The following is a 24739-nucleotide window of genomic DNA, read 5'->3' on the forward strand; positions in this document are numbered from 1 at the left end:
CGAGGGTGAATCTAGCGGGCGCCTCCTAAACTTGGTATCGTCGTAAATGCCAACTTTGAGGTCATTTACGCCATGCATATTTCAGTGCTCGCTCTGGAAGGCGTCTTCGACACGGGGCTCACCGTGACGCTCGACGCATTCAGGATTGCAAATAACCTTTCCGGTCGATTGACCGGCGGAACCCCTCATTTCGACGTTTCGATCGTCGGCGTGCGCCGGAAGGTCCGGTCCGGCCAAGGGCTGGCGATCCCCGTGCAGGCCGTGACGCCTGAGCTGAAGCCGGACTGGGTGATCGTTCCGGCACTGAGTACCGGCACGCCGGAACAATTGGTCCCGGCTCTGGAACGGCCGGATATGAAGCAGCTCAGGGCGCAGTTGCTGAAATGGAATGCGGACGGCGCGCAGATCGCCGCGTCCTGCATTGGGACGTTCTTTCTGGCGGAAGCCGGACTTCTCGATCATCGCGAGGCGACGACGACCTGGTGGCTCGCGCCGCTGTTCCGGCAACGCTACCCGAATGTCCGGCTGGACGAGTCACGTATGCTCGTGCCGACCGACATAGGCGTCACAGCCGGCGCAGCGATGGGGCATCTCGACCTTGCTCTCTGGCTGATACGCAAGGCGAGCCCGGAACTGGCGACCGTCGTCTCACGCTATTTGCTCGCCGATATCCGCACCTTGCAAGCGCCCTACATCATCCCCAACCATCTGGCGCAGGCAGATCCCCTCGTCCTGCGCTTCGAACGCTGGGCGCGGGATCATCTCAAGGCCGGGTTCTCTCTGCAGGAAGCCGCGAGCGCGCTGGCAACGAGCGCACGCACGTTGCAACGTCGTTGCGAAGCAGTGCTCGGCAAATCGCCGCTTTCCTATTTCCAGGATTTGCGTGTTGAACACGCGCAATCCCTTCTCCACGGCAGCGGCCTTGACCTCGACGCTATTGCGGCCGAGGTCGGCTACGCCGACGGAGCAACATTAAGAACGCTCTTGCGCCAGCGCTTGGGACGGGGAGTGCGCGATCTTCGAGCGGAGCTGCGCTGAGGGCAGCCCCGTTGTGGCGATAGGATTGTTTCAAGGCTGTCCGCCTAGCGCCCCAGAAAAACTTAGTGACCCGCTTCACCGCAAACAGAAGGGTGCTCGACGAAAACGCGAGGGATAAACGGTATCGCACTCTCTTCGAAAGAGATTGCATTACTTGCGCGGGCGGCTTTTTCCAGAAGCTTCGCAAATTCGCTCAACGAAACCCGATCGGCACGAAGCATCTGCCGGATCATCGGATCTCGCAAAACTTCCGACATCGTCATTTCCCTGTGATACACGAGCCTATCCTCCTTATTATCTTATGCTAGGAGTATTAGCGCCATTGCATAACACTGTCGTGTCAAGCAATTGACGATACGATGATGAATTGAAGGCCAAAACGAGGCTTCAGAAATTTCCGGACCTCCGTCAGACCAAAAAGGCCCGGCTGGGAGTACCGGGCCTTTTCAACGATCCTGGGACTGGACCTTTTGGAACGACGGGATCGGAATCCCGGCATTCCGTCAGCATAGAGGCGACTTCAGCTGTCCACGCAAAAAGCGCGTACTCAGTCAGTCGCCTTAGTGGTTTTTATTCGGCCCTTTTCCTGTTGCGAAGACGCAGGTCTTCACCTTGCAGTTCGGGTCGTCTTTGGTCGGAACGCTGACAGTTCCCATCGCGCCTTGCCCGATGCATGCCGTCGAATTCGTGACATACCGATCGTACATCATCATGTCCGGGTGCGCGTGCGAGGGATGTCGCAACACCACCATGCCATCTTTGGCCATCTCGTCATGAACGGCTGAACAGGTGAGCGATTGGGAGTCGTGCCTGGACATCGCTACGGCGTTTGTGGAAAACAATCCAATTGCCGCGAGTAAAATGATCTTCTTCATGGGGTTTCCTTTATTCAATCCTCCGACATCGCTATCGGAGGAACCCCATAATTAAGCCTTCTGTGACATAGTCTTTGTGACAATAAGCTAACTTTACTGTCCGCATTTGGTGAAATGACTGTTCGCATTTCAGAATAAATGGAAAGTCGGTCACAGCCCGCAGATACCGGTCTCGCCAGCCTCGCAGGGGCCCTCGTCTTGATCTGCAAGGTCGAGAGGATAGCCGTGATTGGCAGAAGGCCGGCAAAATTCATGTCCCGTTTATGACGGACGTCAGCCACTCGACCAGCCTGACCTGTGACGATCAGCAATTGGCCTTGCAGAAGACTTCCTGCAACGAATTGACCACGGTACAGATTTCGGTACTGGCGACGGCATAATAGACGAGCCGGCCCTCACGGCGCGTATCGACCAGCTTCTCCAGCCGCAACCGCGCCAGATGCTGCGAAACCACTGCTTGCTGCAGACCGAGAAGCTCCTCGATCTCCGTCACGGTCTTTTCGCGCTTGGCCAGCATGAAGAGAATGGCCAGGCGTGTCTCATGCGACAGAGCCTTCAACAGGATACTAGCCCTTTGAGCCTTCGCACTCAGTTCCTCAACATTATGCTCGGCAGCACCGTCAAGCGGTGAACACAGCGACATATGACAGCCTCTGGCGATAACTCACATAGAGATATGCCTATAATATTATGGGTCCAGAAGCTGGTTCAAAAAATCGCAGAACACCAAAAAAGGTCCAAATTATCAGCAGATAAGCTGTCCGCCATTGATTTCGATCACCTGTCCGGTGATGTAGCCGGAGAGCGTGGGCGCGGCGAGGAAGAGATAGGCGGGCGCGCAATCCTCCGGCGTGCCCAGACGCTGCAGCGGGATAGAACGGCGCGTCTGTTCAAGCTTTTCCCTCGACGAATAACGCTCGTGGAAGTCCGTGGCGATAGTTCCCGGCGACACGCAATTCACCCGGATACCCTCAGGCGCCAGCTCGCGCGCCAGAGCCTTCGAATAGGTGGCGACAAAGGCCTTCGAGGCGGAATAGATCGCCGATCCCGGGCTGCCGCCGGTCAGAGCCGAAATCGAGACCGTGTTGACGATCGCCGCCTGGCCCGCCGCCCGAAGCATCGGCAACAGCGCCCTTGTCACCTCGACCACCGAGGTCTGGTTGAGCTGAACGATCCGGTCATACCATTCGTCGGTCAGTTCGCCGGCCGGAAAGCGGCCGACCATGGTACCGGCATTGTTCACCAGCACATCGATGCGATCGAACGCATCGGCAGCGGCGAGAGCAAAGTCCCTCGTGCCGTTCTCGCTCGTAAAATCAGCGGGAACGAGAAAGGCGCGGCGATCGAGCTCGGCCTCCATCAGAAAATCGGGCAACTCGCGGCCGGCATCGCGGCCGACGTGGACAAGAACACGCGCGCTGCAATCAAGAAACTGCCGCGCCACCTCCAGCCCGATGCCGCGGCCGGCGCCGGTGATCACGACATTGCGATTTTCGAATAGCTTCGGATGAAACACGATGACCTCCCCAAGTCGCAGATTCCGCGCACCGGCAATTGCGGAATTTTCACTTTATCATATGATGAGAGAAAAACGAAAGAAAGGGAGCGTCGACAATGTTCCTATCCGGGCGCCAGACCGAGATTCTGGAAATCGCCAAGGCTGAGGGCCGTGTGCTGGTGGAGGAACTGGCGCTCCGCTTTTCCGTCACGCCGCAAACCATCCGCAAGGATCTGAACGACCTCTGCGACGGCCGCGTTTTATCGCGTGTGCACGGCGGCGCGATCTTTCCGGGCGGTACCGAAAACGTCAAATACGAAGCGCGCCGCTCCATCGCAGCCCCCGAGAAACAGGCGATCGGCCGCGCCGCTGCCGGCCTGATCCCCAACAATACCTCCCTCTTCATCAACATCGGCACGACGACCGAAGCGGTCGGCGAGGCCCTTCTCGGCCACCACGAATTGATGGTCATTACCAATAATATCAACGTCGCCAATAAGTTGCGCATCTTCCCGTCGATCGAGGTCGTCATCGCCGGCGGTGTCGTGCGCGGCTCGGACGGCGGCATCGTCGGGGAGGCGGCGGTCGACTTCATCAAGCAATTCAAGGTGGACTACGCCGTGATCGGCACCTCGGCCGTCGATGCCGACGGCGCGCTTCTGGATTTCGATTTCCGCGAAGTGAAAGTGGCGCAGGCGATCATTGCCAATGCTCGCCATGTCATCCTTGTGGCCGACAGCACCAAGTTCGAACGCACAGCGCCGGTGCGCATCGGCCATCTCTCGCAAGTCCATACCTTCGTCACCGACGAATGCCGCGTCGAGTCCGTTCGCGCCACGGCAGCGGAGCACGGCGTTCGTTTGGTGGAAACCTCGCGTCGGCAGAATTGATCATCTCATAGCTTTCGTCACGAAACGTTCGTTTGACATTCGTATTGATTTCACTTTAGATGAATTGATTTTCGAATTTTTCCATTTTTAAACGATAGCAGTCCTTTTCGGAGGGGCGTGCGTGAGCGAGCAGATCTACGATATCTTCGTTATCGGTGGCGGCATCAACGGCTGTGGCATAGCCCGTGACGCCGCCGGACGCGGCTACAAGGTCGCGCTTGCCGAAATGAATGATTTTGCTTCCGGCACCTCTTCCGGCGCCACCAAGCTCATCCATGGCGGCCTGCGCTACCTCGAACATTACGAATTCCGCCTTGTGCGCGAGTCGCTGATGGAGCGCGAAGTGCTGTGGGCGATGGCGCCGCACATCATCTGGCCGCTGCGTTTCGTCCTGCCTTACCACAGAGGCGGCATCCGCCCGGCCTGGCTCATCCGCCTCGGCCTCTTCCTCTACGATCACCTCGGCGGCCGCAAGCTGCTGCCGCCGACCGCGATGCTGAACATGAAGACGGATCCGGCGGGACGACCGTTGAAGTCGCTGTTCAGCAAGGCCTTCGAATATTCCGACGGCTGGGTGGACGACGCGCGCATGGTCGTGCTCAACGCCCGGGACGCTGCCGATCGCGGCGCCACCATCATGCCGCGAACCAAGGTGATTTCCGCCCGTCGCGAAGGCGACACCTGGACGATCGAAACACAGGACACCATCACCGGCGGGAAGCGCGCGTTCCGTTCGCGCATGCTGGTCAACGCCGCCGGCCCCTGGGTCGACCATGTTCTGTCCGACGCGTTCGGCAAGAACCAGGTGCACAATGTTCGCCTGGTGCAGGGCAGCCACATTGTCGTCCGCAAGAAATTCGATGATCCACGCGCCTATTTCTTCCAGAATCCGGATAATCGCATCATCTTCGCCATCCCCTACGAACAGGATTTCACCCTGATCGGCACGACGGACCGCGACTACAAAGATGACCCGAAGGATGTGAAGATTTCCGACGAGGAAACCACCTATCTCTGCAATGCCGCCAGCGAATATTTCAAGGAACCCGTCCGGCGCGAGGACATCGTCTGGACCTATTCCGCCGTACGTCCGCTCTATGACGATGGCGCCTCAAAGGCGCAGGAAGCAACGCGCGATTATGTGCTGAAAGTCGAGGGCGCGGAGGGGCAGGCGCCGTTACTCAACGTCTTCGGCGGCAAACTCACCACCTATCGTCGCCTAAGCGAACATGCGCTAGAAAAGATCGGCGAGGTCATCGGCCTCAAGGGCACGCCGTGGACGGCCAAGAGCTCCCTTCCCGGCGGCGATTTCCCGGTTCGCGGATATGAGTCCCAGGTTGCCAAGCTGAAGGGGCGCTATCCTTTCCTCGCCGACCCGCACGCACGCAGACTCGTGCGCCGCTATGGCACTCGCGCCGCCATGATCCTTGGAGAGGCGAAGTCCACGGCCGATCTCGGCCGCAGCTTTGGCAGTGATCTCTACGAAGCGGAAGTCCAGTATCTCATGACACATGAATGGGCCTATACCGCGGCCGACGTCCTTTGGCGCCGTTCGAAAAAGGGCCTCTATCTCTCGAAGGACGAAGCTGCCGCGCTGGATGACTATATGGCCGGCACCCGCGTTCATGCTTGAGCAGATGCGCGAGGTCCAGCCGGGTTCCTCGCGAGCGCGGCTGGCGCGGACCAACGGAAGTCATTAAAAGAGGCCGTCGCCCCGATTTACTGATAGGTTCGCCTGCATGACCGACTCTGGCGCGGTAATCGACTGGCTTCTCGGCTCCGACCCATCGATCCGATGGCAGGTGATGCGCGACCTGCTCGACGCCTCGGAAGCGGAATGGATGGCGGAGCGAGCCAAAGTGGAGACCGAGGGCTGGGGCGCCAGACTTCTTTCCTATCAGGACGAAGACGGTCAGTGGGCAGGCGGCGCCTTCCTGCCACGCAATTTCAATTCTCGAGAATGGCATGAACACGGTCAGCCGTGGACGGCCACCAGCTTTTCCCTGTCGCAGTTGCGGGAGTTTGGCCTCGATCCATCGTCGGAGCGGGCAAGACGAACTGTCGAATTGATCGGCGCAAGCTCAAGATGGGATGAAGGCGGTCAGCCCTACTGGCAGGGCGAAGTCGAGGAGTGCATCAACGGCCGGACCGTTGCCGACGGTGCCTATTTCGGGGTCGACGTCTCATCCATTGTTAACAGGCTCGTCGGCGAGCGTCTCGAAGACGGCGGGTGGAATTGCGAGAGGATCAACGGCTCGGTCCGCTCGTCCTTCGCGAGCACGATCAATGTACTGGAAGGACTGCTGGAATTTGAGAGGGCGACCGGGGGCACACCTCAATCTCGAGAGGCGCGCAGGTCGGGCGAAGAATATATCCTGGAACGGAACCTCTTTCGCCGTCTCGGCACCGGCGAGCCCGCAGACGAGCGCTTTCTGCGCTTCGTGCACCCAAACCGCTGGCGCTACGACATGCTGCGCGCCCTCGATTATTTCCGCTCCGCCGCGCTACTGACTGGCGCCGCCCCGGATCCGCGCCTTGGCGAGGCGATCGAACATGTTCGTTTGAGACGCCTCGAAGACGGCACCTGGCCGCTCGACTGGAGCCCGACGGGGCGAGTGTGGTTTGAGATCGACGACGGACAAGGTAGGCCTTCGCAATGGATCACCCTGCGAGCGATGCGGGTGCTCAAATGGTGGGAGAGTTGGTACCGAACGGCGTAGTGCTGTCAGGTCCGGCGGCTAGAATGGTTCTTCTCTTTTCGGAATCGGCATAGGATACCTAGATCCGAGGCGCGTCTCCGAGAAGATGGGCACGGGCAGTGAGCGTTCTTCCATGAGGAGCGTGTCGAGACGCGCTACGATCCCCTCCCCCGCCATGACGGAAAGCGGCACCGAGCAGCCGCGACAATTGCCGCGGCGCGGACACTCGTCCGGCATGCCGGCCCCGCCGTTCGGTTTGCACATGGTTCTTCTCCGGAAATTCTGGGCGCTGCCGCGGGCGGAGCCTCGATCCTTCGCCCGCGGTGACCTTCTCAGGCCGCCAGCTTCAGCGCGCCGGCAAGCTGGGCGAAGTCGATGGCCGAAAGGCCCGGACGGACGGCGAAATCGATGACCGCCTGGAAGATTTCCGGCGGCGCGTCCTTCTTCATGGCACCCAGGAGCGCCGCACGCTCCGCCGGATTGATCGCCGGGATCATGACACGCATGAAGGCCATGCTCTTTTCCGGCGGCAAGGAGGCGATGATGTCCATCTCGATGCCGAGAATTTCATTGTCGGTGAAACTGCGCCACAGCAGCGGACCGGTCACCGTCTCCTCCTCGTGCATATGCGCGAAGTCGTCGGCGATATAGGCGGCGAAAGCCAGATAGAGCTTGCGGCCACAGGCGGGCTTGTGCAGCGGCCAGGCCTTTTCCCAGGCCGCAATCAGTTCTTCCAGCTCGCGGAAGGCGGTGCGGTGGTCGTCGTGCTGGTCGTCCAGCGTGACGGTCGAGACGCCCTTGGCGGCGAGCGCCACGTGGATGTGGTCATCCTCATGATTGACGTGGGATGCGGCGAGCATCAGGTAATTGCGCAGGTCGTCGATCAGGAAGACTGTCTCCTCGGCGTTCTGGAAATCGGCTGTGCCGAGACGTCCGAGCAGGTCGCAGCCGGCCTTGCGCAGGCCTTTGTGTATCGCGCCGTAGATGTCGTAACGACCGTTGAGATCGGGAATGCTGGTAAGCGAGAATTCGTGGCTCATAATGGTTTTCCTCTCGTTGGCCGGCGCCTATTCCTGTGCGCCGGGCTGATAGCCGAGAGATAGCCAAGGTCTTTCCGAGGCGCTTCCTAAAATCATCCTAAGCGATGGCGACGATTGCTAAGAATATCCTAACTAATTATCATCGCCGCATTTCAGGGGGAAAAGTATTGCTGGGGCCGGAACTCGCGGAATTCATAGAAAGTCCCGTCATGATGCTGTTCGCGACGCGCGACGAGGCCGGCCGACCGATGATTGGCCGCGGTTCCGGCGTGCGCTTCGGCCGGCAGAGCGGGCATCTGCACTTTCTCGCCTCCCGCTGCCAATGGCCGAAGGCTGTGGGCGAGGCGCGGGCCGGCCGGCCGATTGCCACGACCTATGTACGGGCCGCCGACTACAAGGCCTGCCAGATCAAAGGCCGGGTCCTCGAGGCGGGGCCGGCGGATGCCGCTTGCCGGGCACTGGGCCAGGCCTATGTCGCAGAACAGCTCGCGCGGATGCTGGCGCTCGGGGTCACCCGAATGCAACTCTCCAGCACGCTCTCGGACCAGGAACTCGTCTGCCTGACGATCGAGCCGCAGGAGGTCTTCGAGCAGACGCCCGGGCCGGGTGCCGGACGCAGGCTGATACCGGAAACCGTAGCATGATCCCGCTCGAAAGGCTGCGTGACAGCTTCGAGGGCGTCATTCCCTCCATCATCGCGACGACCGATGCGGACGGAATGCCCAATATCTCCTATCTCTCGCACGTGCATTACGTCGACGAGACGCATGTTGCGCTCTCCAACCAGTTTTTCTCCAAGACCGCCACCAATGTGGCACGCAACGGGCTGGCGACGGTAATGGTGGTCGACGGCTATAGCGGCCAGCAGCACGTGCTCGACCTGGTGTTCGAGCGCTCCGAGATGGAAGGCGAGATCTTCGAGCGGGTGGCGATTCATCTGGCGATCCTGGAAAGCCGCATGACCGGGATCATGAAGCTGCGCGCCGTCGACATCTACCGGGTGGAGGATTGCCAGGCCGTGCCGGCCGCCAATCCGCTGGTCGAGCCGGAGCCGCTCGTGCTGCCCGAGCTGATGGGCAAGGTGGCAAGGCTGACGGCGCGGATGTCGGACTGCAGCGATCCGGAAGCGCTGCTCGATGTGACGCTTGAGGGCCTCGGCGAGTGCTTTGGCTACCACCATTCCATGGTGCTGGTGCCGGACGGCGAACGCGGCGGGCTGACGACGATCGCCAGCCGCGGCTACGACCAGTTCGGCTTCGGCGCGGAGGTTCCGCCCGGGCGCGGCATTATCGGCGTTGCGGCCGAGCGGCGGCGCAATGTGCGGATCACCGACTTGAGTCGCGGCCAGCGCTACATCCAGGCGGTGCGGGCCATGGCGGGCGTCGAGGATGCGACGCCGATCCCGCTTCCGGCGCTCGACAAGCCGCTCAGTCAGACCGCGCTGCCGCTTGTCTCGCGCGGAAGGCTCGTCGGCGTACTGTTCTCGGAATCGACGGAGCGGTTCACCTTTCGCCATCGCGACGAGGAGGCGCTGACAGTGATCGCAGCACATCTGGCCACCGCGCTCTCATTTCTTTCCGAGGAACGCGAGCGGACGGAGACGGGCCGGCGCGAGAAGGCGGAGAGGTCGGCCGACGAGGCCGGAAGCGTGCCCGCCGGTCGGCGCATCGCCGTGCGTTTCTATCCGCGCGACGGCTCGCTGTTCGTCGACGATGACTATCTCATCCGCGGCGTCCCGGGGCGGCTGCTTCTGCACTTTCTCGAAGACTATGCGCGCACCGGCAAGCAGGACTTTCTGAACCGTGAGATCCGCCGAGACCGGCGCCTGCAATTGCCGGACTTCAAGGACAATCTGGAGACCCGGCTGATCTTGCTGCGCCGGCGGCTGGAGGAAAAGGCAGGCCCGATCATGCTCGAGCGCGCCGACCGCGGCCGTCTGCGGCTCACCCTTGCCGGCCGTCCGGAGATTGAGGTGGTGGAAGACTGACCGCAACGGGTTTGGCTCGGGCGCCTTTTGCATTCGCCGGTACCTGAACATTTGCCGTTGCGTTGTCATAAAACCGGTGCTAGCTTCCGCGCCGTTCACAGGGGAGCTCCGTAAAGCCGGGGCTGAGATGTGAGGCGCCATGCCTCCGGACCCTTCAAAGCTGATCTGGGTAATGCCAGCGGAGCGAGGTTAAAATGTTCTCAGGCGCGCAAGTATCCCTGTATCCCATGTCCGGCAATTTCGCCGGCATCATCCTCGAAGCCATCAAGGGCCTCGACCCCTATCGTGATGCGCTTCGCATCGAAACCGACGATATTTCCACCCTTCTGGTTGGCCCGCCTGATGTGCTCTTCGCGGCCATGCGCGATCTCTTCGTCTTTGCCGCACGATCCGGCGAACATTGCGTGCTCTCGGCGGCCGTCTCGCGTGGCTGCCCCGGCGAACCGGACGATCCGATCTGCGGCGTCAACCTCGGGGACGGCGTCAAGGCGCCGCTTGCCGAGCGTATCGATGCGGCGCTCACCGCCGTTGCCGAAACGCCGGTTACCAATCAACCGTCGGCTGCCCAATTCTCGCTCTATGTCATGGGCACCGGCGACCATATGGACGAGATCTATGGCTGCATCGACTTCCTGAAACGGTCGGGCACCTTCGATAAGGCCAAGAACTTCTCCACCAAGCTGCGGGGCGACGCTGGCGCTATCTTCGCCACTCTGCAGCAGGCCTTCGTCAATTTCGGTCCGCCCGAAGGCCACGTCACCCTGGACATCACGGTATCCGCAAACAGCCCGACCAAAGCCTGATCAGAGCTTATCGGCCATGTCACGACGTCTGTCCGCTTTTGCGCCATCTGCGCTTCCCGCTGCCATTATCGGCGCCTTGCCCGCGATTGCCGCTGCTGTGGGTTTCCTCGCCCTCTGGGAATTCTACGCCGATTTCTCCGGCATCCGCCCGTCCATCCTGCCGTCGCCCTCGCGCGTCCTGATGCAAGGCTGGATTAACCGGCAGGCGCTCATCGACAATACATGGCCGACGCTCAGCGCCACACTCGCAGGCTTTGGCTGCTCGCTTGCCGTCGCCTTCATCTTCTCGGTGCTGATGGATTTTGCCCGGCCGGTGCGCCGTGCGCTGTTTCCGCTTTTCGTCATCAGCCAGACCTTGCCACTGGTGGCGATTGCGCCGCTGGTCGTGCTCTGGTTCGGCTTCGGCCTAGTGCCGAAGATCCTGCTCGTCGCCCTCGTCACCTTCTTCCCGATGCTGGTGGCGCTGCTGCAGGGCTATGAGGCGACGGATAAGGATATCCACGAGCTGCTGATCTCGATGAAGGCCTCGCGTTGGCGGATCTTCTTCCTGGCCCGCCTGCCTTCGGCTCTGCCATATTTCTTCGCAGGCCTGAGGATCGCGATCACCTATGCCGTCGTCGGCGCGATCTTCGCAGAATATGCCGGCGCCGCCAAAGGGCTGGGCATCTACATCCTCAACGCCAAGAACAATTTTCGCCCCGATCTCGTGCTCGCCGCCGTCTTCGTCAGCGCTGGCCTGACGCTCGCACTTTTTGCGATCACCGTTCTGCTCGGCCACCTGACGATGCCCTGGCGCCATAGCGAAAGGCCGACATCGTCATGACCCTACAAGCAATGGCCTTACAGCCAATGATTACGCATAGGTTGGAATTCCGCGGGATTTCCAAATCCTTCGGCGCCATGACCGTGTTGGACGACATCTCGCTCACCGTAAACGACGGCGAATTCGTCACCATCGTCGGTCCCTCCGGCGCCGGCAAATCCACCATCCTGCGGCTCTTGACCGGCACCGAAAAGGCGAGCGGTGGCGAGATAGTCTTCGATCGCCAGCCGCTCTCGGAAAGTGCAGCCACTTTCGCTTTCATGCCGCAGCGCGACGCGCTGATGCCCTGGAGCCGGATCATCGACAATGCCACGCTCGGCCTTCGCGTCCAGGGCATGGACCGGAGGACGGCGCGGGCGATGGTCGAACCGCTCTTCGAGCCCTTCGGCCTTGCCGGGTTCGAAAACCACTATCCGTCTCAGCTTTCCGGCGGCATGCGCCAGCGCGTCGCTTTGCTGCGCACCGTTGTGCAGAAGCATGACATGCTGCTCCTCGACGAGCCCTTTGGCGCACTCGATGCGCTGACGCGCACACAGATGCAGGAATGGCTGCAGACCATGTGGGCTGATCATCGCTGGACGGCGCTCTTGATCACCCATGACGTCCGAGAGGCCGTGTTCCTCTCAGACCGCATCTATGTGCTTTCGCCGCGCCCGGCGCGGATCATCCGCGAAATTCGCGTGCCGCTACCGCGCCCGCGCAAGCTCGCCGATCTTGCCGACGCCTCCGTCCGCGATATCGAGGCCGACATTCTCGAAACCTTGCTTCATCGACCCTCTTGAAGGAGACCGCCATGCCGCTTCTCACGCGCCGCCAGGCTCTTGCCCTGACGCTTGCCTCCGCCACCCTGCCGCTCGCCCGCACCGCCTTTGCGGCCGCCGAGCCGGCCCAGGTGAAGATAGCCCTCGACTGGACGCCGAACACCAACCACATCGGCCTCTATGTCGCCCAGGCGAAGAATTTCTACAAGGATGCCGGGCTCGACGTGCAGATCCTGCCCTATACCGACACCGATGCCGGCACGCTGGTTGCCAATGGCGTCGCCGATTTCGGCATCACCGGGCCGATCGGAGTCTTTACCCAACGCGCCGCGGGTGCCGACATCAAGAGCGTCTATGCCATAGTGCAGACCGAGACCGGCCGCGTCATCTTCAACGACAGCCGCAAGGACATCCAGCGCCCGAAAGATCTCGACGGCAAGACCTATGGCGGTTTCGGCAGCGCTTGGGAAAATGCCCTGATCTCCGCCATCATCCGCAATGACGGCGGAGAGGGCAAAATCAATACGGTGACGCTCGGCACCTCGGCCTATGAGGCGCTTGCCAGCGGCTCGGTCGATTTCACGCTTGAGGTCTATACGTGGGAGGGCATAGAGGCTCAGCTCGAGAAGAAGGCGGTGCGCCGCTTCCGCTATTCCGACTATGGCGTTCCGGATGAACAGACGACCCTGATCGGATCCAGCGACGCCTATATCGCCAAGAATCCCGAGGCGGCCAAGGCTTTCATCCAGGCGACCAAGCGCGGCTACGATTACTCTGTCGACCATCCCGACGAATCCGCGGATCTGTTGATAGCGGGCGCCAATGGCGCGCTCACCAACGCGGATCTGGTCAAGGCATCCCTCAAGGAGCTGATCGCCGGCCATTACCTCAAGACCGCCGACGGCAAAAGCGGTCTCATCGATCCGGCCAAGACGCTGGCGCTCGGAGACTTCCTCTTCGCCCACGGCATCCTGCTCGACGGCCAGGGTGCGGTTCTCAAGGATAAGCCGGATTTCGGCACCTATTACACCAACACGCTGTTCGGCTAAACTCACCCATACTTGCCGACACCTTCGCGATGCCCTAACCAAGTGTCGAGGAAGGTGTCTGCGGGATGAGGATCGAGAAAGAGACGCGTCTGGGAGGAGCAGATTTCATGCGCGCCGTCGCGTGCCTGATGGTGCTCGTTCATCATCTGGCGCTCCGGATGGATTTCAACAAGATCCCCCCGACGCTGGACCTGACCTTCATATTGGCGCGCTTCGGCAATCACGGCGTCTCGGTCTTCTTCGTTCTTAGCGGCTTTCTTCTCTCGCGCCCCTTCTGGCTGGCGCTGGACAGAGCCCAGCCGTTACCTTCGCTGAAGATCTACACCATGCGCCGCGCTGCCCGCATCCTGCCGGGCTTCTGGGTCGCCCTGACGGTCGGCTTCCTGCTGAGTTTCACCGTCTATGGATTTCCGCTCGATGGAGAGCTGTTCGGCCGCTACATCGCCGGCTTCTTCCTGATGAGCCAATGGCACTGGCGCACCTTTTTTCCGGTGCAGGGTGACGGGCCTCTATGGTCGATCCCCTTCGAGACGACCTGCTATATTCTTCTACCGATCGGCTTCCTGCTGCTTTTCCATGCGACGCTGAGATCACGCTCCGCTCTCGTTAGCCGCTTGCTCTGGATCGGCATTATCGCGGCTGCGCTGGTCGCCCATTGGCTGGTGGTTACCTATCTCCCGACAGACAGCGTCGGGCGAGGATGGCAATTCGGCTTCCAGGGTGGCGCCAAGGAGTGGATGCCGCGCTATAACCCCATCGGCTTCTTCGCGATATTCGCGATCGGAGCGCTGGCAGCGGGAATCCAGACCATTATCCCGGCCCGCCGCTCGGCAATCTACGATGTCATCGGCGCACTCGCGATCGTCATGGGCGCATGGCAGTTGCCGCAGTCCATCGGTGGCGCAGCGGAAGGCTATGCCTGGCTTGGCATTCCCTATCAATTCCCGCTGTTTCCCCTGGCCGCAGCTATCGCCCTCTGCGTTCTGCCGCAGTCGGTCTTTCTGGGAAGAGTGCTCGACAACAGTCTTATCCGCTATGTCGCCGCCGTCTCCTTCGGCGTCTATATCTGGCAGGATATTGTGCTGACGCTGATGAAGCAGCTCTTCCCCCGGACCTTCGGCACCGGCTCCAGCGATGTACTTGGCGGGTGGATCACATCGAGCCTCGCCGCGATCGTCATCATCTTTGCGATCGGCACAATCAGCTACATTTTCCTGGAACGCCCGGTCATTCGCTGGGCTCGCACGCGCGAGCAGGCAGCCCGGACGCCCACATCCGACAAAAAAGCCGCCCAAGGAAAACCATTGGGCGGCAGATAAGGTGGGAAACGAAACTCGACCACGATGGCCGAGCATCAGGTCAGATGCGGGTGGCTTTCAGACGCTCTTCGTCGAGAACAACGCCGAGGCCGGGAGATAGGCCCAAATCCAGCCACCCCTGATCGTGCCTGAGCGGCATCGCCATCGGATAGTCACGACGGGCCTCGCTCCATTCCGGATTATCATACGGATATTCGAGCCAGGGCGCATCGCCGACACCCGCGGTCAAATGCGCGTTCGCCAGCACACCTATACCATTCGTCCATGAGTGCGGCGTAAATTGGACACCCGCCTCGCGCGCCTGGTAGGCGAGCCGCCGGCAACCGGTGATGCCGCCGACCAGCGCCACGTCCGGCTGGACGACATCGAAGGCACGCTCCTCGATGATATCTCGGAACTCATAGAGCTCACGCGTCATCTCGCCGCCTGCGATGCGCACGGAAGTCGCCTGCTTCAGCTCCTTCATGCCCTTGCGGTCCGAGCGGTGCAGCGGCTCCTCCATCCAATAGATGCCAAGCTCCTCCAGTTCTTTCGCAACCGTCAGGGCGTCCTTGAAGGTCCAGGGCAATGTCGTGTCCCAGGGCATGCGCCAACCCTGGTTGCAGTCAACCATCAGCTCCAGCTTCGTGCCAACCCGGGCGCGGATCGCCTCCAGGGCCTTCAAATCATCCCGCCAACTGCTGCGCCCGCCCGCAGATGAAGAGAAGCGCACCTTCATCGCCGGAAAGCCCTCTTCGAGATAACGCTCTGCCTGCTCCGCCATCGCGGCCGGCTCGCGCAACACGCCGGAGGAAGCATAGAGCCGCACACGGCTGGCGCGGCCGCCGAGCATCCGCCAGACCGGCTCGCCAGTGATCCTGCCGGACAAGTCCCACAGCGCCAGGTCCATCGGCCAGCAGCGGCCATAGTGGAAGTTGATATGCGACAGGACCTCGTAGTGACGCTCCAGATGCCGGGGGTCTTGGCCGATGAACAGATCCTCGTGGCCTTCGAACCCCTTCATGAGGTCGCCGGAACCGATGCCTTCGCGGCCCTCGTCGTCCCTGACACGAACGATCGTCGCATCGAAATGCCGGCGAGGCCGGCCATCCCAACTCGCCTTGAATGGCGGATCGAGCGGCAGCCGGTGATGGGTGATTTCGATGGAAACGATCTTGCTCATGGTCATGCCTCCCCGCAAACCTCAGCCGAACTGCTGCCAGATGGTCTTGTAGTCACAATATTTGTCGATCGCATGCACCGAGCGATCGCGACCGAAGCCGGACTGCTTGAAGCCGCCGAAGGGCGTGGCAAAATTCGACATATCGTAGGTATTGATCCACACAGTGCCCGCATGGATCGATTCGGAAAAGCGGTGAGCGCGATCCATGTCCTTGGTGAAGACGGCGCCGGCCAGCCCATAGATCGTGTCATTGGCGATCTTAAGCGCCTCCTCCTCGGTATCGAAGGGAATAGCGGCAAGCACAGGGCCAAAGATTTCCTGCCGCGCCAGGCTCATATCGTTGGTCATATCGACGAAGACGCCGGGCGAGACATAGTAACCGCCGGTCTCGCTGAGCACCCGCTCGGCACCGAAGGCGCGGCGAGCTCCCTCCTTCTCTCCTGCAGCGATCATGCCGAGCACCTTGTTCATATGCTCTTCCTCGATCAGCGCACCGATCTGGGCGGAAGGGTCGAGTGGATGCTTGAGCGCGATATCGGAGCGGGTGACCGCCTCGATCTTTGCAATCAGCTTCTCCTGCACCGAGCGTTGCACGATCAACCGCGTCGAGGCATGGCAGGTCTCGCCGGAATTGTAGAAGCAGCCCCAGGCGGAAGCACTCGCCGCCGCATCGAGATCCGCGTCTTCGAAGACGACCAGCGGCGACTTGCCGCCGAGTTCCAGCGCCACACGCTTGACGTTCGACTGGGCCGCATAACCCATGATCAGCTTGCCGACCTCGGTCGAGCCGGTGAAGGCGATCATGTCGACATCCATATGCAGCGCCAGCGGCTTGCCGGTCTCTTCGCCATAGCCGGTGACGACGTTGAAGACGCCGGCGGGCACGCCCGCTTCGAGGGCAAGTTCGGCCAGGCGGATGGCCGAGAGCGAGGATTGTTCCGCCGGCTTCAGTACCACGGAATTGCCGGCCGCAATCGCCGGACCCAGCTTCCAGGCGTCAATGATCATCGGATAGTTCCACGGCGTGATCGCCCCGACGACGCCGAGCGGCACCTTCCGCACCAAAGCGCGGGCATTCGGCCCCGTCGGCGCGATCTCGTCATACATCTTGTCGATCATCTCGCCGTAGAACTGGATACCATCGGCGCAAAGGCGCACATCGACAGTGAGCGAGGCCATGACCGGCTTGCCGACATCAAGCGTTTCCAGCATGGCGAGCTCTTCGCCATGGGCACGGATGAGCTCGGCCCACTTCAGCATGATCCTTTTCTTTTCCAAAGGCTCCTTCCTGCACCACGCACCGCTCTTAAATGCGGCGCGAGCGGCAGCCACGGCCGCATCGACGTCAGCGGCATTGCCACGGGCCAATTCCGCACCGGGTTTGCCATCCATTGGACGGATGCGAGTGAAGGTCGCGCCGGACGAAGAGGCGCGATGGGCACCATCGATGAAATGTCGCCCTTCGAGCTTGAGGCTGGACAGAACGCCTTCCCAATAGTCGCGTGTGTAAGTCTTGGTCATCTCATATTCCTTTCGGCAGTGCCATGACGGCAGCGGCGAAGCGGTCGATATCGGCATCCGTAACATCGCGGACGGTCGAGCGTCGCATCGGCTGGTTTTCCGGAGCGCGCATTTCTCGCGCGAGATCGGTCGCGGCAAACGGCATGAACGCTGCCGGCAGGGCGCGGACGATACCGCAGCGGTCCATCCAATCGGAGAGGAAGGCAGGCAGCGCTGCCGCGTTTTCGAGACCGCAAGCTTTGGCCGCAGCAGCAAGGTCATCCGTATTCGCCTCGACCAGCCACGGCAATGTCGCTTCAAAACCGAGAACGGTTGCGAGGCCATGGTGGACTGGTGCAAGACCCGCCAGCGCATGGCTGACATTATGGGCAATCGCCGTGCCGCAATTGTCGATAGCGATGCCGGCGAGGCAGGAACCGAATAATACATCGCCCCGCGCTTCGATATTGCCAGGCTCTTTCACCGCCACTTCCAATGCGCCTGTGATCAGCCGTAGCGCCTGATGCGCATAGAGCTGCCCACCGCGGTGCGTATTGCGATTGGTCGCCGCCTCGAAGGCATGGATGAAGGCGTCGAAGCCGCACCAGGCGGTCAGATCGGCCGGCAGCGTGGTCGTCAGAGCCGGATCGAGGATGACGAGGTCGGCCTTGGTTTCGGCCCCCCAAATCCAGAGTTTCTTGCCCTCGGGGCCGGCGAATATATTGGTGGCCGAGGTTTCCGAACCCGTGCCGGCCGTCGTCGGCACCATGATCTTCTTCAGCGGGTTCTTCGGCAGGGGATTGGCGGCGAGCGCATAGAACATCGGGTCTTCGCCCGACGCCGCGCAACAGGCGACGATCTTGGCTATATCCAGCGCCGAGCCGCCGCCAACGCCGATCACCATATCCGCGCCCTTCGCCGCCTCTATCGCCGCGCGGACGTGCGCGACCTTTGGCTCGCCGGAGAAATCCGAGAAGACCTGCACGGCGATACCCGCTTCCGTCAGATCGCCCCTGATCTTGTCCGCAAGACCCGACCGGGCCAGAAACGTATCGATCACCAAGAGAGCGGCGGAAACGTCGTCGAAGGATTTGGCGGCTGCAGCGAGGCCGGCCAGCGCGCCGCTGCCGAAGCGGATGTCTGGAATGGCGGAAATAGAAAAGGACACGAGGATCACCTTGGAAAAACGCCGTAGATTCTGTTCCTCAATCCTGCATCACAATTTCAACTCTTCAAATCTGGCCATTTATCGGGAATATTGATGATTTGAAGTTATGGAGAGCCAATGCTCGAAAAGATTCCACTGGAAGCCTTCCGCGTGTTCGATGCCGCAGCCCGCGCGATGAACTTTTCCCGCGCCGGCCGTGAGCTGAATATCACCCAGGCGGCTGTCAGCCGGCGCATCAAGGGGCTGGAGGATCATCTGGGCGCCGCGCTCTTTGCCCGGCGCGGCCGGAACCTGGCCCTGACGGCAGATGGCGAGCGGCTGTTCCAGCGCGTCCGCGCCACGCTCGAATATCTCGAGGAGAGCCTGGAGCCTTTCCGCGCTGGCACGGGCGAGATCATTTCGATCGCCGCCAGCGGCTCCGTCTCGCATCTCTGGCTCGGGCAGCGGCTCAAGGATTTCGGCAAGGAGAGCCCCGGCATCTCCGTTCGCCTGCTGACGACGGACTCGCCATCAGAACTCGCGTCGGAAACCAACGACCTCGTCATTCTCTATTCCACCGGCGAACACCCGCGCTGGAACCTGACGCTGCTGATGAAGGAGGTGCTGGTGCCGATCGCGTCGCCGGATTATCTGGCCAGCCGCAACCTGGAACCACAGGCGTTGACATCGGCTGATATCGCTAGTCTGGATCTGATCGATTACGAGCGCTTCAACGCCCACTGGATCAGCTTCCGCCAGTGGTTCGGCCGCATCGGCAACCCGCTGAAGGGCAAGCTGCCGCGGCCGCGGCTTTCCTTCTCTACCTATATCATGGCAGTCGAGGCCGCCTTGCGCGGCGAAGGAATCGCGCTTGGCAGTCTCGGGCTCATTGAGGAACACTTGCGCTCCGGTGCCCTGATCACGCTCGGAAATGATCGGGTCGAAAGCGGATTCGGCTACTATCTCGGCACCCCACGCTTCCGCGCGCTCTCGCCGGAAGCGGGCCAATTACACCGCCATCTGCTACTTGGGCAGCAGGTCTAAATGGCGGGTACAGCCGTCAGTCCATCTCGCTGGCGAGCCGGATGGGCCTCAAATTTGCTACGATAGTGAGCCACATCTCTCGCGGCACCCCCAAAGACAAAAACGGCCCCGAAGGGCCGCTCGTCTGGAGTTCCGAAACGGGTTTTCGGATCAATCTTGCCCGATGGCGCCGCGAAGACGCGTCATTTCCATGATGAAATGCTCGAGTTGCGACTTGCGCTCATGATGTTCGACATTTTCAAGTTCTGCCTTGGCGATATCGATACGACGCGTCAGCTCATCCTGTCTAAGGTCTTGGACCGGAATTGCGGATTCGGCAAGCAGCGTGCAGCCGGTCGGCAGGATATCGGCGAAACCGCCGAACACGACGTAATCCTGCTTCTTACCCGTCGCCGAATGCACCTTGACGACGCCCGGCTTGATAGCGGTCATCGTCGGCGCATGATTGGCCATAACGGTCATCTCGCCTTCGCTGGCGGGGATGACGACATCGATGACGGGTTCCGACAGAAGCAGACGCTCCGGAGACACGAGGTCGAAAATGAAATTGTCAGCCATGACCGGTCACTTCTCGATTGTCTTTATTTCAACGCAACGGCGCACGAAGCCTCGCGCGCCGTTCGATTGGCCCTATCAGGCAGCCAGCTTCTTGGCCTTTTCGACCGCTTCTTCGATCGAACCGACCATGTAGAAGGCAGCTTCCGGCAGGTGGTCGTAGTCGCCATTGACCAGACCCTTGAAGCCCTTGATCGTGTCTTCGAGCGCGACGAGCTTGCCCGGCGAACCGGTGAAGACTTCGGCGACGAAGAACGGCTGCGACAGGAAGCGCTCGATCTTGCGGGCGCGGGCAACAGCCAGCTTGTCGTCTTCGGACAGTTCGTCCATGCCCAGGATGGCGATGATGTCCTGCAGGGCCTTGTAGCGCTGCAGGGTCGACTGAACCTTACGAGCCACGTCATAGTGCTCTTCGCCGACGACCATCGGGTCGAGCATGCGCGAGGTGGAGTCAAGCGGGTCAACGGCCGGGTAGATGCCCTTTTCAGCGATCGAGCGCGAAAGAACCGTCGTTGCGTCCAGGTGGGCGAACGAGGTTGCCGGTGCCGGGTCGGTCAAGTCGTCGGCCGGAACGTAAATGGCCTGAACCGAGGTGATCGAGCCCGTCGTCGTCGTGGTAATGCGTTCCTGCATCTGACCCATGTCGGTGGCGAGCGTCGGCTGATAGCCCACGGCCGAAGGAATACGGCCGAGCAGAGCCGACACTTCCGAACCTGCCTGGGTGAAGCGGAAGATGTTGTCGACGAAGAACAGAACGTCCTGGCCTTCGTTGCGGAAGTTTTCAGCAACCGTCAAACCGGTCAGAGCAACGCGTGCACGTGCGCCCGGCGGTTCGTTCATCTGGCCGTAAACGAGCGCAGCCTTGGAGCCTTCGCCGCCGCCGTGCTTGTTGACGCCGGATTCGATCATTTCGTGATAGAGGTCGTTGCCTTCGCGGGTACGTTCACCGACGCCTGCGAACACCGAGTAACCACCGTGCGCCTTGGCGACGTTGTTGATCAGTTCCATGATCAGAACGGTCTTGCCGACGCCTGCGCCGCCGAACAGGCCGATCTTGCCGCCCTTGGCGTAAGGTGCCAGGAGGTCGACGACCTTGATGCCGGTAACCAGGATCTGGCCTTCCGTCGACTGCTCGACGTAAGCCGGAGCGTCCTGGTGGATGGCGCGCTTATGGGCGGTCACCAGCGGACCGGCTTCGTCGACCGGCTCGCCGATGACGTTCATGATACGGCCGAGTGTTTCGGGACCAACCGGGACCGAGATCGGCGCGCCGGTGTCGGAAACCGACTGGCCGCGGACCAGACCTTCGGTGGAGTCCATGGCGATCGTGCGGACCGAATTTTCGCCAAGGTGCTGTGCGACTTCCAGAACAAGGCGGTGGCCATTGTTGTCGGTTTCGAGAGCATTCAGGATCTTCGGCAGATCGCCATCGAAAGAAACGTCCACGACGGCGCCGATAACCTGCGTAACCTTGCCGACCGAAACTGCGGCCATAGCTGCGTCAGCCATAATCTTACCCTCTTTCCCTAACCTCAGAGCGCTTCCGCGCCCGAAATGATTTCAATCAGTTCCTTGGTGATCTGCGCCTGGCGCTGACGGTTGTAGTTCAGCGTCAGCTTGTTGATCATCTCACCAGCATTTCGCGTCGCATTGTCCATCGCGCTCATCTTCGCGCCCATCTCGCCGGCAACGTTCTCAAGGAGCGCGCGGAAGATCTGAACGGAGATATTGCGCGGGATCAGGTCCGCGAGGATCGAAGCCGCATCCGGCTCGTATTCGTAAATAGCGCCCTTATGAGCGGCATCTTCTTCGACTACTTCCGGAGCAGACGCCGGAATGAGCTGCTGCGCCGTCGGCACCTGGCTGATGACCGACTTGAATTCGGAATAAAACAGCGTGCAGACGTCGAACTCGCCGTTTTCGAACATTTCGATGACGCGCGTGCCGATGGCATCGGCATTATCGAAGCCGATGCGCTTGACGTCGCGCAATTCCTTGCGCTCGACGATCAGCGAGGCGAACTCGCGACGCAGAATGTCGTAGCCCTTCTTGCCCACCGTGAAGATCTTCACGGTCTTGCCTTCGGCGGTCAGCTTGCGAACGTGATCGCGGGCAAAACGCGCGATCTGCGAGTTGAAACCACCGCAAAGGCCGCGTTCAGCCGTGCAGACGATCAGCAGGTGTACATCGCTCTTGCCGGTCCCGGTCATCAGCGGCGGCGCGGCGTCCGCGTCGCTGACGGCAGCCGTGATGTTGGCAAGAACGGCACCCATGCGCTGCGAATAAGGCCGTGCGGCCTCAGCCGCCTCCTGGGCGCGCCGAAGCTTCGCCGCGGCGACCATTTTCATCGCCTTGGTGATCTTCTGCGTCGCCTTGACGGAGGCGATCCGGTTTTTCAGATCCTTAAGTGAAGGCATCCGGTATCCGTCCTAGAAGTGAGGCCCGATCAGGCGAAAGACTTGGCGTAGCTGTCGAGAGCAGCGATGAGCTTGCTCTTGGTCGCGTCGCTGATGGCCTTTTCGGTGCGGATCGCGTCGAGGATGTCCTTGCCTTCCGACCGGAGGTAGGAAAGCAGGCCCTGCTCGAACTTGCCGATCTGCGGAACCGCGATCTTGTCGAGGTAGCCGTTGACACCGGCGAAGATCACCGCAACCTGCTCTTCCGTCTTCAGCGGCGAGAACTGCGGCTGCTTCAGGAGCTCGGTCAGGCGGGCGCCGCGGTTCAGCAGGCGCTGCGTTGCCGCATCGAGGTCCGAACCGAACTGAGCGAAGGCGGCCATTTCGCGATACTGGGCGAGCTCGCCCTTGATCGAACCGGCAACCTGCTTCATTGCCTTGATCTGAGCGGACGAACCGACGCGCGAAACCGAGAGGCCGACGTTAACGGCCGGACGGATGCCCTGATAGAACAGGTCGGTTTCAAGGAAGATCTGGCCGTCGGTGATCGAGATCACGTTGGTCGGGATGAAGGCCGAAACGTCGTTGCCCTGCGTTTCGATGACCGGCAGAGCGGTCAGCGAACCAGCGCCCTGTTCATCGTTCATCTTGGCGGCGCGCTCGAGGAGGCGCGAGTGCAGGTAGAAAACGTCGCCCGGATAGGCTTCGCGGCCCGGCGGGCGGCGCAGCAGCAGCGACATCTGACGGTAGGACACAGCCTGCTTCGACAGGTCGTCATAGCCGATCAGGGCGTGCATGCCGTTGTCACGGAAATATTCGCCCATGGCGCAACCGGCGAACGGTGCCAGGTACTGCATCGGGGCCGGATCCGAAGCCGTTGCGGCGACGATGATCGAGTACTTCAGCGCACCGCGCTCTTCGAGCACCTTGACGAACTGAGCAACGGTCGAACGCTTCTGGCCGACAGCGACGTAAACGCAAAACAGCTTTTCGCTTTCCGGGCCTGCATCGTGGATGGGCTTCTGGTTCAGGATCGTGTCGAGGATGATAGCGGTCTTGCCGGTCTGGCGGTCGCCGATGACCAGCTCACGCTGGCCGCGGCCAACCGGGATCAAAGCGTCGATAGCCTTGAGGCCGGTAGACATCGGCTCATGAACCGACTTGCGCGGGATGATGCCCGGAGCCTTGATGTCGACGCGCGAACGGCGGGTCGCATTGATCGGGCCCTTGCCGTCGATCGGGTTGCCGAGCGCGTCGACAACGCGGCCGAGCAGTTCCGGACCAACCGGCACGTCAACGATCGCGCCGGTGCGCTTGACGGTGTCGCCTTCCTTGATGTCGCGGTCGGAGCCGAAGATAACCACGCCGACATTATCGGATTCGAGGTTCAGCGCCATACCACGGATGCCGCCGGGGAATTCGACCATTTCGCCGGCCTGAACATTGTCCAGACCGTAGACACGGGCGATACCGTCACCGACGGAAAGAACCTGGCCGACTTCGGAGACTTCGGCTTCCTTGCCGAAATTTTTAATCTGATCTTTCAGAATTGCGGAAATTTCCGCGGCGCGGATATCCATCAGCCGACCTCTTTCAATGCAAGCTTAAGGGTAGAGAGTTTGGTACGAAGAGACGTATCAATCTGACGGGACCCGACCTTCACGATCAGACCACCAAGAATCGACGGATCAACCGTAACGGCGATCGCCACGTCCTTGCCGGTGACGCCCTTCAGCGCCGCCTTCAATTCGTCTTCCTGCGCCGGAGTCAGCGCATGAGCCGAGGTGATCTCGGCAGAAACTTCGCCGCGATGCTGCGCAGCAATGATGCGGAAAGCCCTGATCATGCCCGGCAGCGCAAAAAGGCGCCGGTTGCCTGCCACGACCTTGAGGAAATTGGTGACGTAAACGCCGAAGCCTGCCTTCGTCGCCAGCGCCTGGACGGCACCGACCTGCTCTTCGGCCGAAAAGACCGGGCTCATGACCAAGCGCTTCAAATCATCGCTGTCATCCAGCATGGTTTGGAACCGGTCGAGATCTGCGGTCACTGCCGGGACAGCGCTCTCCTCCAGAGCCAGCTCGAACAATGACGAAGCATAGCGCTCGGCAACACCAGAAATATGCTGGGATGTGTCTGCCACGGGCACAAGATTC

At 61.1% G+C, this 24739-nt stretch carries 25 protein-coding genes and 1 riboswitch; of the genes, 12 read left to right on the forward strand and 13 right to left on the reverse strand.

Annotated features, from left to right (window positions below; translation table 11 throughout):
* Positions 1–72: 72 nt before the first annotated feature.
* Positions 73–1038 carry a GlxA family transcriptional regulator gene (locus tag PY649_RS11355; protein WP_285868476.1) on the forward strand — a complete coding sequence of 322 codons (966 nt, stop codon included), beginning with the start codon at positions 73–75 and terminating at the stop codon, positions 1036–1038.
* A 62-nt stretch (positions 1039–1100) separates the two neighbouring features.
* On the opposite strand, the gene PY649_RS11360 is transcribed toward PY649_RS11355, so the two are convergent.
* The 4 genes from PY649_RS11360 to PY649_RS11375 form a co-directional block, all read right to left on the reverse strand.
* Positions 1101–1295: a hypothetical protein gene (locus PY649_RS11360; RefSeq protein WP_285868477.1), complete on the reverse strand. Its 195-nt coding sequence runs from the start codon at positions 1293–1295 to the stop codon at positions 1101–1103.
* Positions 1296–1598: 303 nt separating this feature from the next.
* The gene (locus PY649_RS11365) at positions 1599–1913 is read right to left on the reverse strand and encodes a hypothetical protein (RefSeq protein ID WP_285868478.1); all 315 of its coding nucleotides are present in this window, start codon (positions 1911–1913) and stop codon (positions 1599–1601) included.
* A gap of 304 nt (positions 1914–2217) precedes the next feature.
* Positions 2218–2556: an ArsR/SmtB family transcription factor gene (locus PY649_RS11370; protein WP_285868479.1), complete on the reverse strand. Its 339-nt coding sequence runs from the start codon at positions 2554–2556 to the stop codon at positions 2218–2220.
* A gap of 102 nt (positions 2557–2658) precedes the next feature.
* Positions 2659–3429 carry an SDR family NAD(P)-dependent oxidoreductase gene (locus PY649_RS11375; RefSeq protein ID WP_285868480.1) on the reverse strand — a complete coding sequence of 257 codons (771 nt, stop codon included), beginning with the start codon at positions 3427–3429 and terminating at the stop codon, positions 2659–2661.
* Between the two features lie 98 nt (positions 3430–3527).
* Between PY649_RS11375 and PY649_RS11380 the strand changes: the two genes are divergently transcribed.
* From PY649_RS11380 to PY649_RS11390, 3 genes are all read left to right on the forward strand, one after another.
* Positions 3528–4301 (forward strand): DeoR/GlpR family DNA-binding transcription regulator, encoded by a 774-nt coding sequence (locus PY649_RS11380; RefSeq protein ID WP_285868481.1) that lies wholly within the window; start codon positions 3528–3530, stop codon positions 4299–4301.
* Between the two features lie 121 nt (positions 4302–4422).
* The gene (gene glpD / locus PY649_RS11385; protein WP_285868482.1) at positions 4423–5934 is read left to right on the forward strand and encodes a glycerol-3-phosphate dehydrogenase; all 1512 of its coding nucleotides are present in this window, start codon (positions 4423–4425) and stop codon (positions 5932–5934) included.
* A gap of 106 nt (positions 5935–6040) precedes the next feature.
* The gene (locus PY649_RS11390; protein ID WP_285868483.1) at positions 6041–7021 is read left to right on the forward strand and encodes a TRAP transporter TatT component family protein; all 981 of its coding nucleotides are present in this window, start codon (positions 6041–6043) and stop codon (positions 7019–7021) included.
* A gap of 311 nt (positions 7022–7332) precedes the next feature.
* Here PY649_RS11390 and PY649_RS11395 read toward each other — a convergent pair whose 3' ends face one another.
* Positions 7333–8040 carry a hemerythrin domain-containing protein gene (locus PY649_RS11395; RefSeq protein WP_285868484.1) on the reverse strand — a complete coding sequence of 236 codons (708 nt, stop codon included), beginning with the start codon at positions 8038–8040 and terminating at the stop codon, positions 7333–7335.
* Between the two features lie 104 nt (positions 8041–8144).
* On the opposite strand from PY649_RS11395, the gene PY649_RS11400 reads away from it, so the two are divergent.
* The 7 genes from PY649_RS11400 to PY649_RS11430 all read left to right on the forward strand — a co-directional run bounded on the left by PY649_RS11400 (position 8145) and on the right by PY649_RS11430 (position 14782).
* A complete protein-coding gene (locus PY649_RS11400) occupies positions 8145–8684 on the forward strand; it encodes a hypothetical protein (protein WP_285868485.1) in 540 nt (179 codons plus the stop codon).
* Positions 8681–10027: a GAF domain-containing protein gene (locus PY649_RS11405; RefSeq protein WP_285868486.1), complete on the forward strand. Its 1347-nt coding sequence runs from the start codon at positions 8681–8683 to the stop codon at positions 10025–10027. The genes PY649_RS11400 and PY649_RS11405 overlap by 4 nt, the downstream gene beginning before the upstream one ends.
* 89 nt (positions 10028–10116) lie before the next feature.
* A riboswitch (TPP riboswitch) is annotated at positions 10117–10231 on the forward strand.
* Positions 10222–10830: a YkoF family thiamine/hydroxymethylpyrimidine-binding protein gene (locus PY649_RS11410; protein WP_285868487.1), complete on the forward strand. Its 609-nt coding sequence runs from the start codon at positions 10222–10224 to the stop codon at positions 10828–10830. (Overlaps the previous riboswitch by 10 nt.)
* Before the next feature lie 16 nt (positions 10831–10846).
* Positions 10847–11653 carry an ABC transporter permease gene (locus PY649_RS11415; RefSeq protein ID WP_285868488.1) on the forward strand — a complete coding sequence of 269 codons (807 nt, stop codon included), beginning with the start codon at positions 10847–10849 and terminating at the stop codon, positions 11651–11653.
* 26 nt (positions 11654–11679) lie between these two features.
* Positions 11680–12435 (forward strand): ABC transporter ATP-binding protein, encoded by a 756-nt coding sequence (locus tag PY649_RS11420; RefSeq protein ID WP_432761350.1) that lies wholly within the window; start codon positions 11680–11682, stop codon positions 12433–12435.
* Positions 12436–12446: 11 nt separating this feature from the next.
* Entirely contained in the window at positions 12447–13463 is a 1017-nt protein-coding gene (locus tag PY649_RS11425; protein ID WP_285868491.1) for an ABC transporter substrate-binding protein, read from the forward strand.
* A 71-nt stretch (positions 13464–13534) separates the two neighbouring features.
* Positions 13535–14782: an acyltransferase family protein gene (locus tag PY649_RS11430; RefSeq protein WP_285868673.1), complete on the forward strand. Its 1248-nt coding sequence runs from the start codon at positions 13535–13537 to the stop codon at positions 14780–14782.
* Between the two features lie 40 nt (positions 14783–14822).
* Here the strand turns inward: PY649_RS11430 and PY649_RS11435 are convergent, their stop codons facing one another.
* From PY649_RS11435 to PY649_RS11445, 3 genes are read right to left on the reverse strand one after another with little or no spacing between them, the layout of a single operon-like run.
* On the reverse strand, positions 14823–15944 hold the full coding sequence (locus PY649_RS11435) for a mandelate racemase/muconate lactonizing enzyme family protein (RefSeq protein WP_285868492.1): 1122 nt from the start codon (positions 15942–15944) through the stop codon (positions 14823–14825).
* Between the two features lie 21 nt (positions 15945–15965).
* On the reverse strand, positions 15966–17465 hold the full coding sequence (locus PY649_RS11440) for an aldehyde dehydrogenase (protein ID WP_285868493.1): 1500 nt from the start codon (positions 17463–17465) through the stop codon (positions 15966–15968).
* A 1-nt stretch (position 17466) separates the two neighbouring features.
* Positions 17467–18612, reverse strand: coding sequence for an iron-containing alcohol dehydrogenase (locus tag PY649_RS11445; RefSeq protein WP_285868494.1), 1146 nt, complete (start codon positions 18610–18612; stop codon positions 17467–17469).
* Positions 18613–18729: 117 nt separating this feature from the next.
* Here PY649_RS11445 and PY649_RS11450 point away from each other — a divergent pair, with 117 nt between their 5' ends.
* Entirely contained in the window at positions 18730–19635 is a 906-nt protein-coding gene (locus PY649_RS11450; protein ID WP_285868495.1) for a LysR substrate-binding domain-containing protein, read from the forward strand.
* Positions 19636–19785: 150 nt separating this feature from the next.
* Here PY649_RS11450 and PY649_RS11455 read toward each other — a convergent pair whose 3' ends face one another.
* The 5 genes from PY649_RS11455 to PY649_RS11475 form a co-directional block, all read right to left on the reverse strand.
* Positions 19786–20193, reverse strand: a complete 408-nt coding sequence (locus PY649_RS11455; protein WP_285868496.1) for a F0F1 ATP synthase subunit epsilon — start codon at positions 20191–20193, stop codon at positions 19786–19788.
* Positions 20194–20268: 75 nt separating this feature from the next.
* The gene (atpD, locus tag PY649_RS11460) at positions 20269–21699 is read right to left on the reverse strand and encodes a F0F1 ATP synthase subunit beta (protein ID WP_285868497.1); all 1431 of its coding nucleotides are present in this window, start codon (positions 21697–21699) and stop codon (positions 20269–20271) included.
* A 23-nt stretch (positions 21700–21722) separates the two neighbouring features.
* The gene (locus PY649_RS11465; protein WP_285868498.1) at positions 21723–22607 is read right to left on the reverse strand and encodes a F0F1 ATP synthase subunit gamma; all 885 of its coding nucleotides are present in this window, start codon (positions 22605–22607) and stop codon (positions 21723–21725) included.
* Positions 22608–22636: 29 nt separating this feature from the next.
* Complete coding sequence (gene atpA / locus PY649_RS11470) at positions 22637–24166, reverse strand: F0F1 ATP synthase subunit alpha (protein ID WP_285868499.1); 1530 nt, start codon at positions 24164–24166, stop codon at positions 22637–22639.
* Complete coding sequence (locus PY649_RS11475; protein WP_285868500.1) at positions 24166–24732, reverse strand: F0F1 ATP synthase subunit delta; 567 nt, start codon at positions 24730–24732, stop codon at positions 24166–24168. The genes atpA and PY649_RS11475 overlap by 1 nt, the downstream gene beginning before the upstream one ends.
* Positions 24733–24739 lie beyond the last annotated feature (7 nt).

Origin of the sequence: Rhizobium mayense (assembly GCF_030272705.1) — a bacterium.
Lineage (GTDB): Bacteria > Pseudomonadota > Alphaproteobacteria > Rhizobiales > Rhizobiaceae > Rhizobium > Rhizobium mayense.

What these genes read in the sequence shown, in the direction of transcription:
- PY649_RS11395 (WP_285868484.1), bottom strand. Translation starts at nt 8,040, where the DNA reads ATGAGCCACGAATTCTCGCTTACCAGCATTCCCGATCTCAACGGTCGT.
- PY649_RS11390 (WP_285868483.1), top strand. Translation starts at nt 6,041, where the DNA reads ATGACCGACTCTGGCGCGGTAATCGACTGGCTTCTCGGCTCCGACCCA.
- PY649_RS11365 (WP_285868478.1), bottom strand. Translation starts at nt 1,913, where the DNA reads ATGAAGAAGATCATTTTACTCGCGGCAATTGGATTGTTTTCCACAAAC.
- PY649_RS11405 (WP_285868486.1), top strand. Translation starts at nt 8,681, where the DNA reads ATGATCCCGCTCGAAAGGCTGCGTGACAGCTTCGAGGGCGTCATTCCC.
- PY649_RS11435 (WP_285868492.1), bottom strand. Translation starts at nt 15,944, where the DNA reads ATGAGCAAGATCGTTTCCATCGAAATCACCCATCACCGGCTGCCGCTC.
- PY649_RS11440 (WP_285868493.1), bottom strand. Translation starts at nt 17,465, where the DNA reads ATGACCAAGACTTACACACGCGACTATTGGGAAGGCGTTCTGTCCAGC.
- PY649_RS11355 (WP_285868476.1), top strand. Translation starts at nt 73, where the DNA reads ATGCATATTTCAGTGCTCGCTCTGGAAGGCGTCTTCGACACGGGGCTC.
- PY649_RS11370 (WP_285868479.1), bottom strand. Translation starts at nt 2,556, where the DNA reads ATGTCGCTGTGTTCACCGCTTGACGGTGCTGCCGAGCATAATGTTGAG.
- PY649_RS11360 (WP_285868477.1), bottom strand. Translation starts at nt 1,295, where the DNA reads ATGTCGGAAGTTTTGCGAGATCCGATGATCCGGCAGATGCTTCGTGCC.
- PY649_RS11380 (WP_285868481.1), top strand. Translation starts at nt 3,528, where the DNA reads ATGTTCCTATCCGGGCGCCAGACCGAGATTCTGGAAATCGCCAAGGCT.
- PY649_RS11420 (WP_432761350.1), top strand. Translation starts at nt 11,680, where the DNA reads ATGATTACGCATAGGTTGGAATTCCGCGGGATTTCCAAATCCTTCGGC.
- PY649_RS11455 (WP_285868496.1), bottom strand. Translation starts at nt 20,193, where the DNA reads ATGGCTGACAATTTCATTTTCGACCTCGTGTCTCCGGAGCGTCTGCTT.
- PY649_RS11450 (WP_285868495.1), top strand. Translation starts at nt 18,730, where the DNA reads ATGCTCGAAAAGATTCCACTGGAAGCCTTCCGCGTGTTCGATGCCGCA.
- PY649_RS11410 (WP_285868487.1), top strand. Translation starts at nt 10,222, where the DNA reads ATGTTCTCAGGCGCGCAAGTATCCCTGTATCCCATGTCCGGCAATTTC.
- PY649_RS11425 (WP_285868491.1), top strand. Translation starts at nt 12,447, where the DNA reads ATGCCGCTTCTCACGCGCCGCCAGGCTCTTGCCCTGACGCTTGCCTCC.
- PY649_RS11400 (WP_285868485.1), top strand. Translation starts at nt 8,145, where the DNA reads ATGGCGACGATTGCTAAGAATATCCTAACTAATTATCATCGCCGCATT.
- PY649_RS11465 (WP_285868498.1), bottom strand. Translation starts at nt 22,607, where the DNA reads ATGCCTTCACTTAAGGATCTGAAAAACCGGATCGCCTCCGTCAAGGCG.
- atpD (WP_285868497.1), bottom strand. Translation starts at nt 21,699, where the DNA reads ATGGCTGACGCAGCTATGGCCGCAGTTTCGGTCGGCAAGGTTACGCAG.
- PY649_RS11415 (WP_285868488.1), top strand. Translation starts at nt 10,847, where the DNA reads ATGTCACGACGTCTGTCCGCTTTTGCGCCATCTGCGCTTCCCGCTGCC.
- atpA (WP_285868499.1), bottom strand. Translation starts at nt 24,166, where the DNA reads ATGGATATCCGCGCCGCGGAAATTTCCGCAATTCTGAAAGATCAGATT.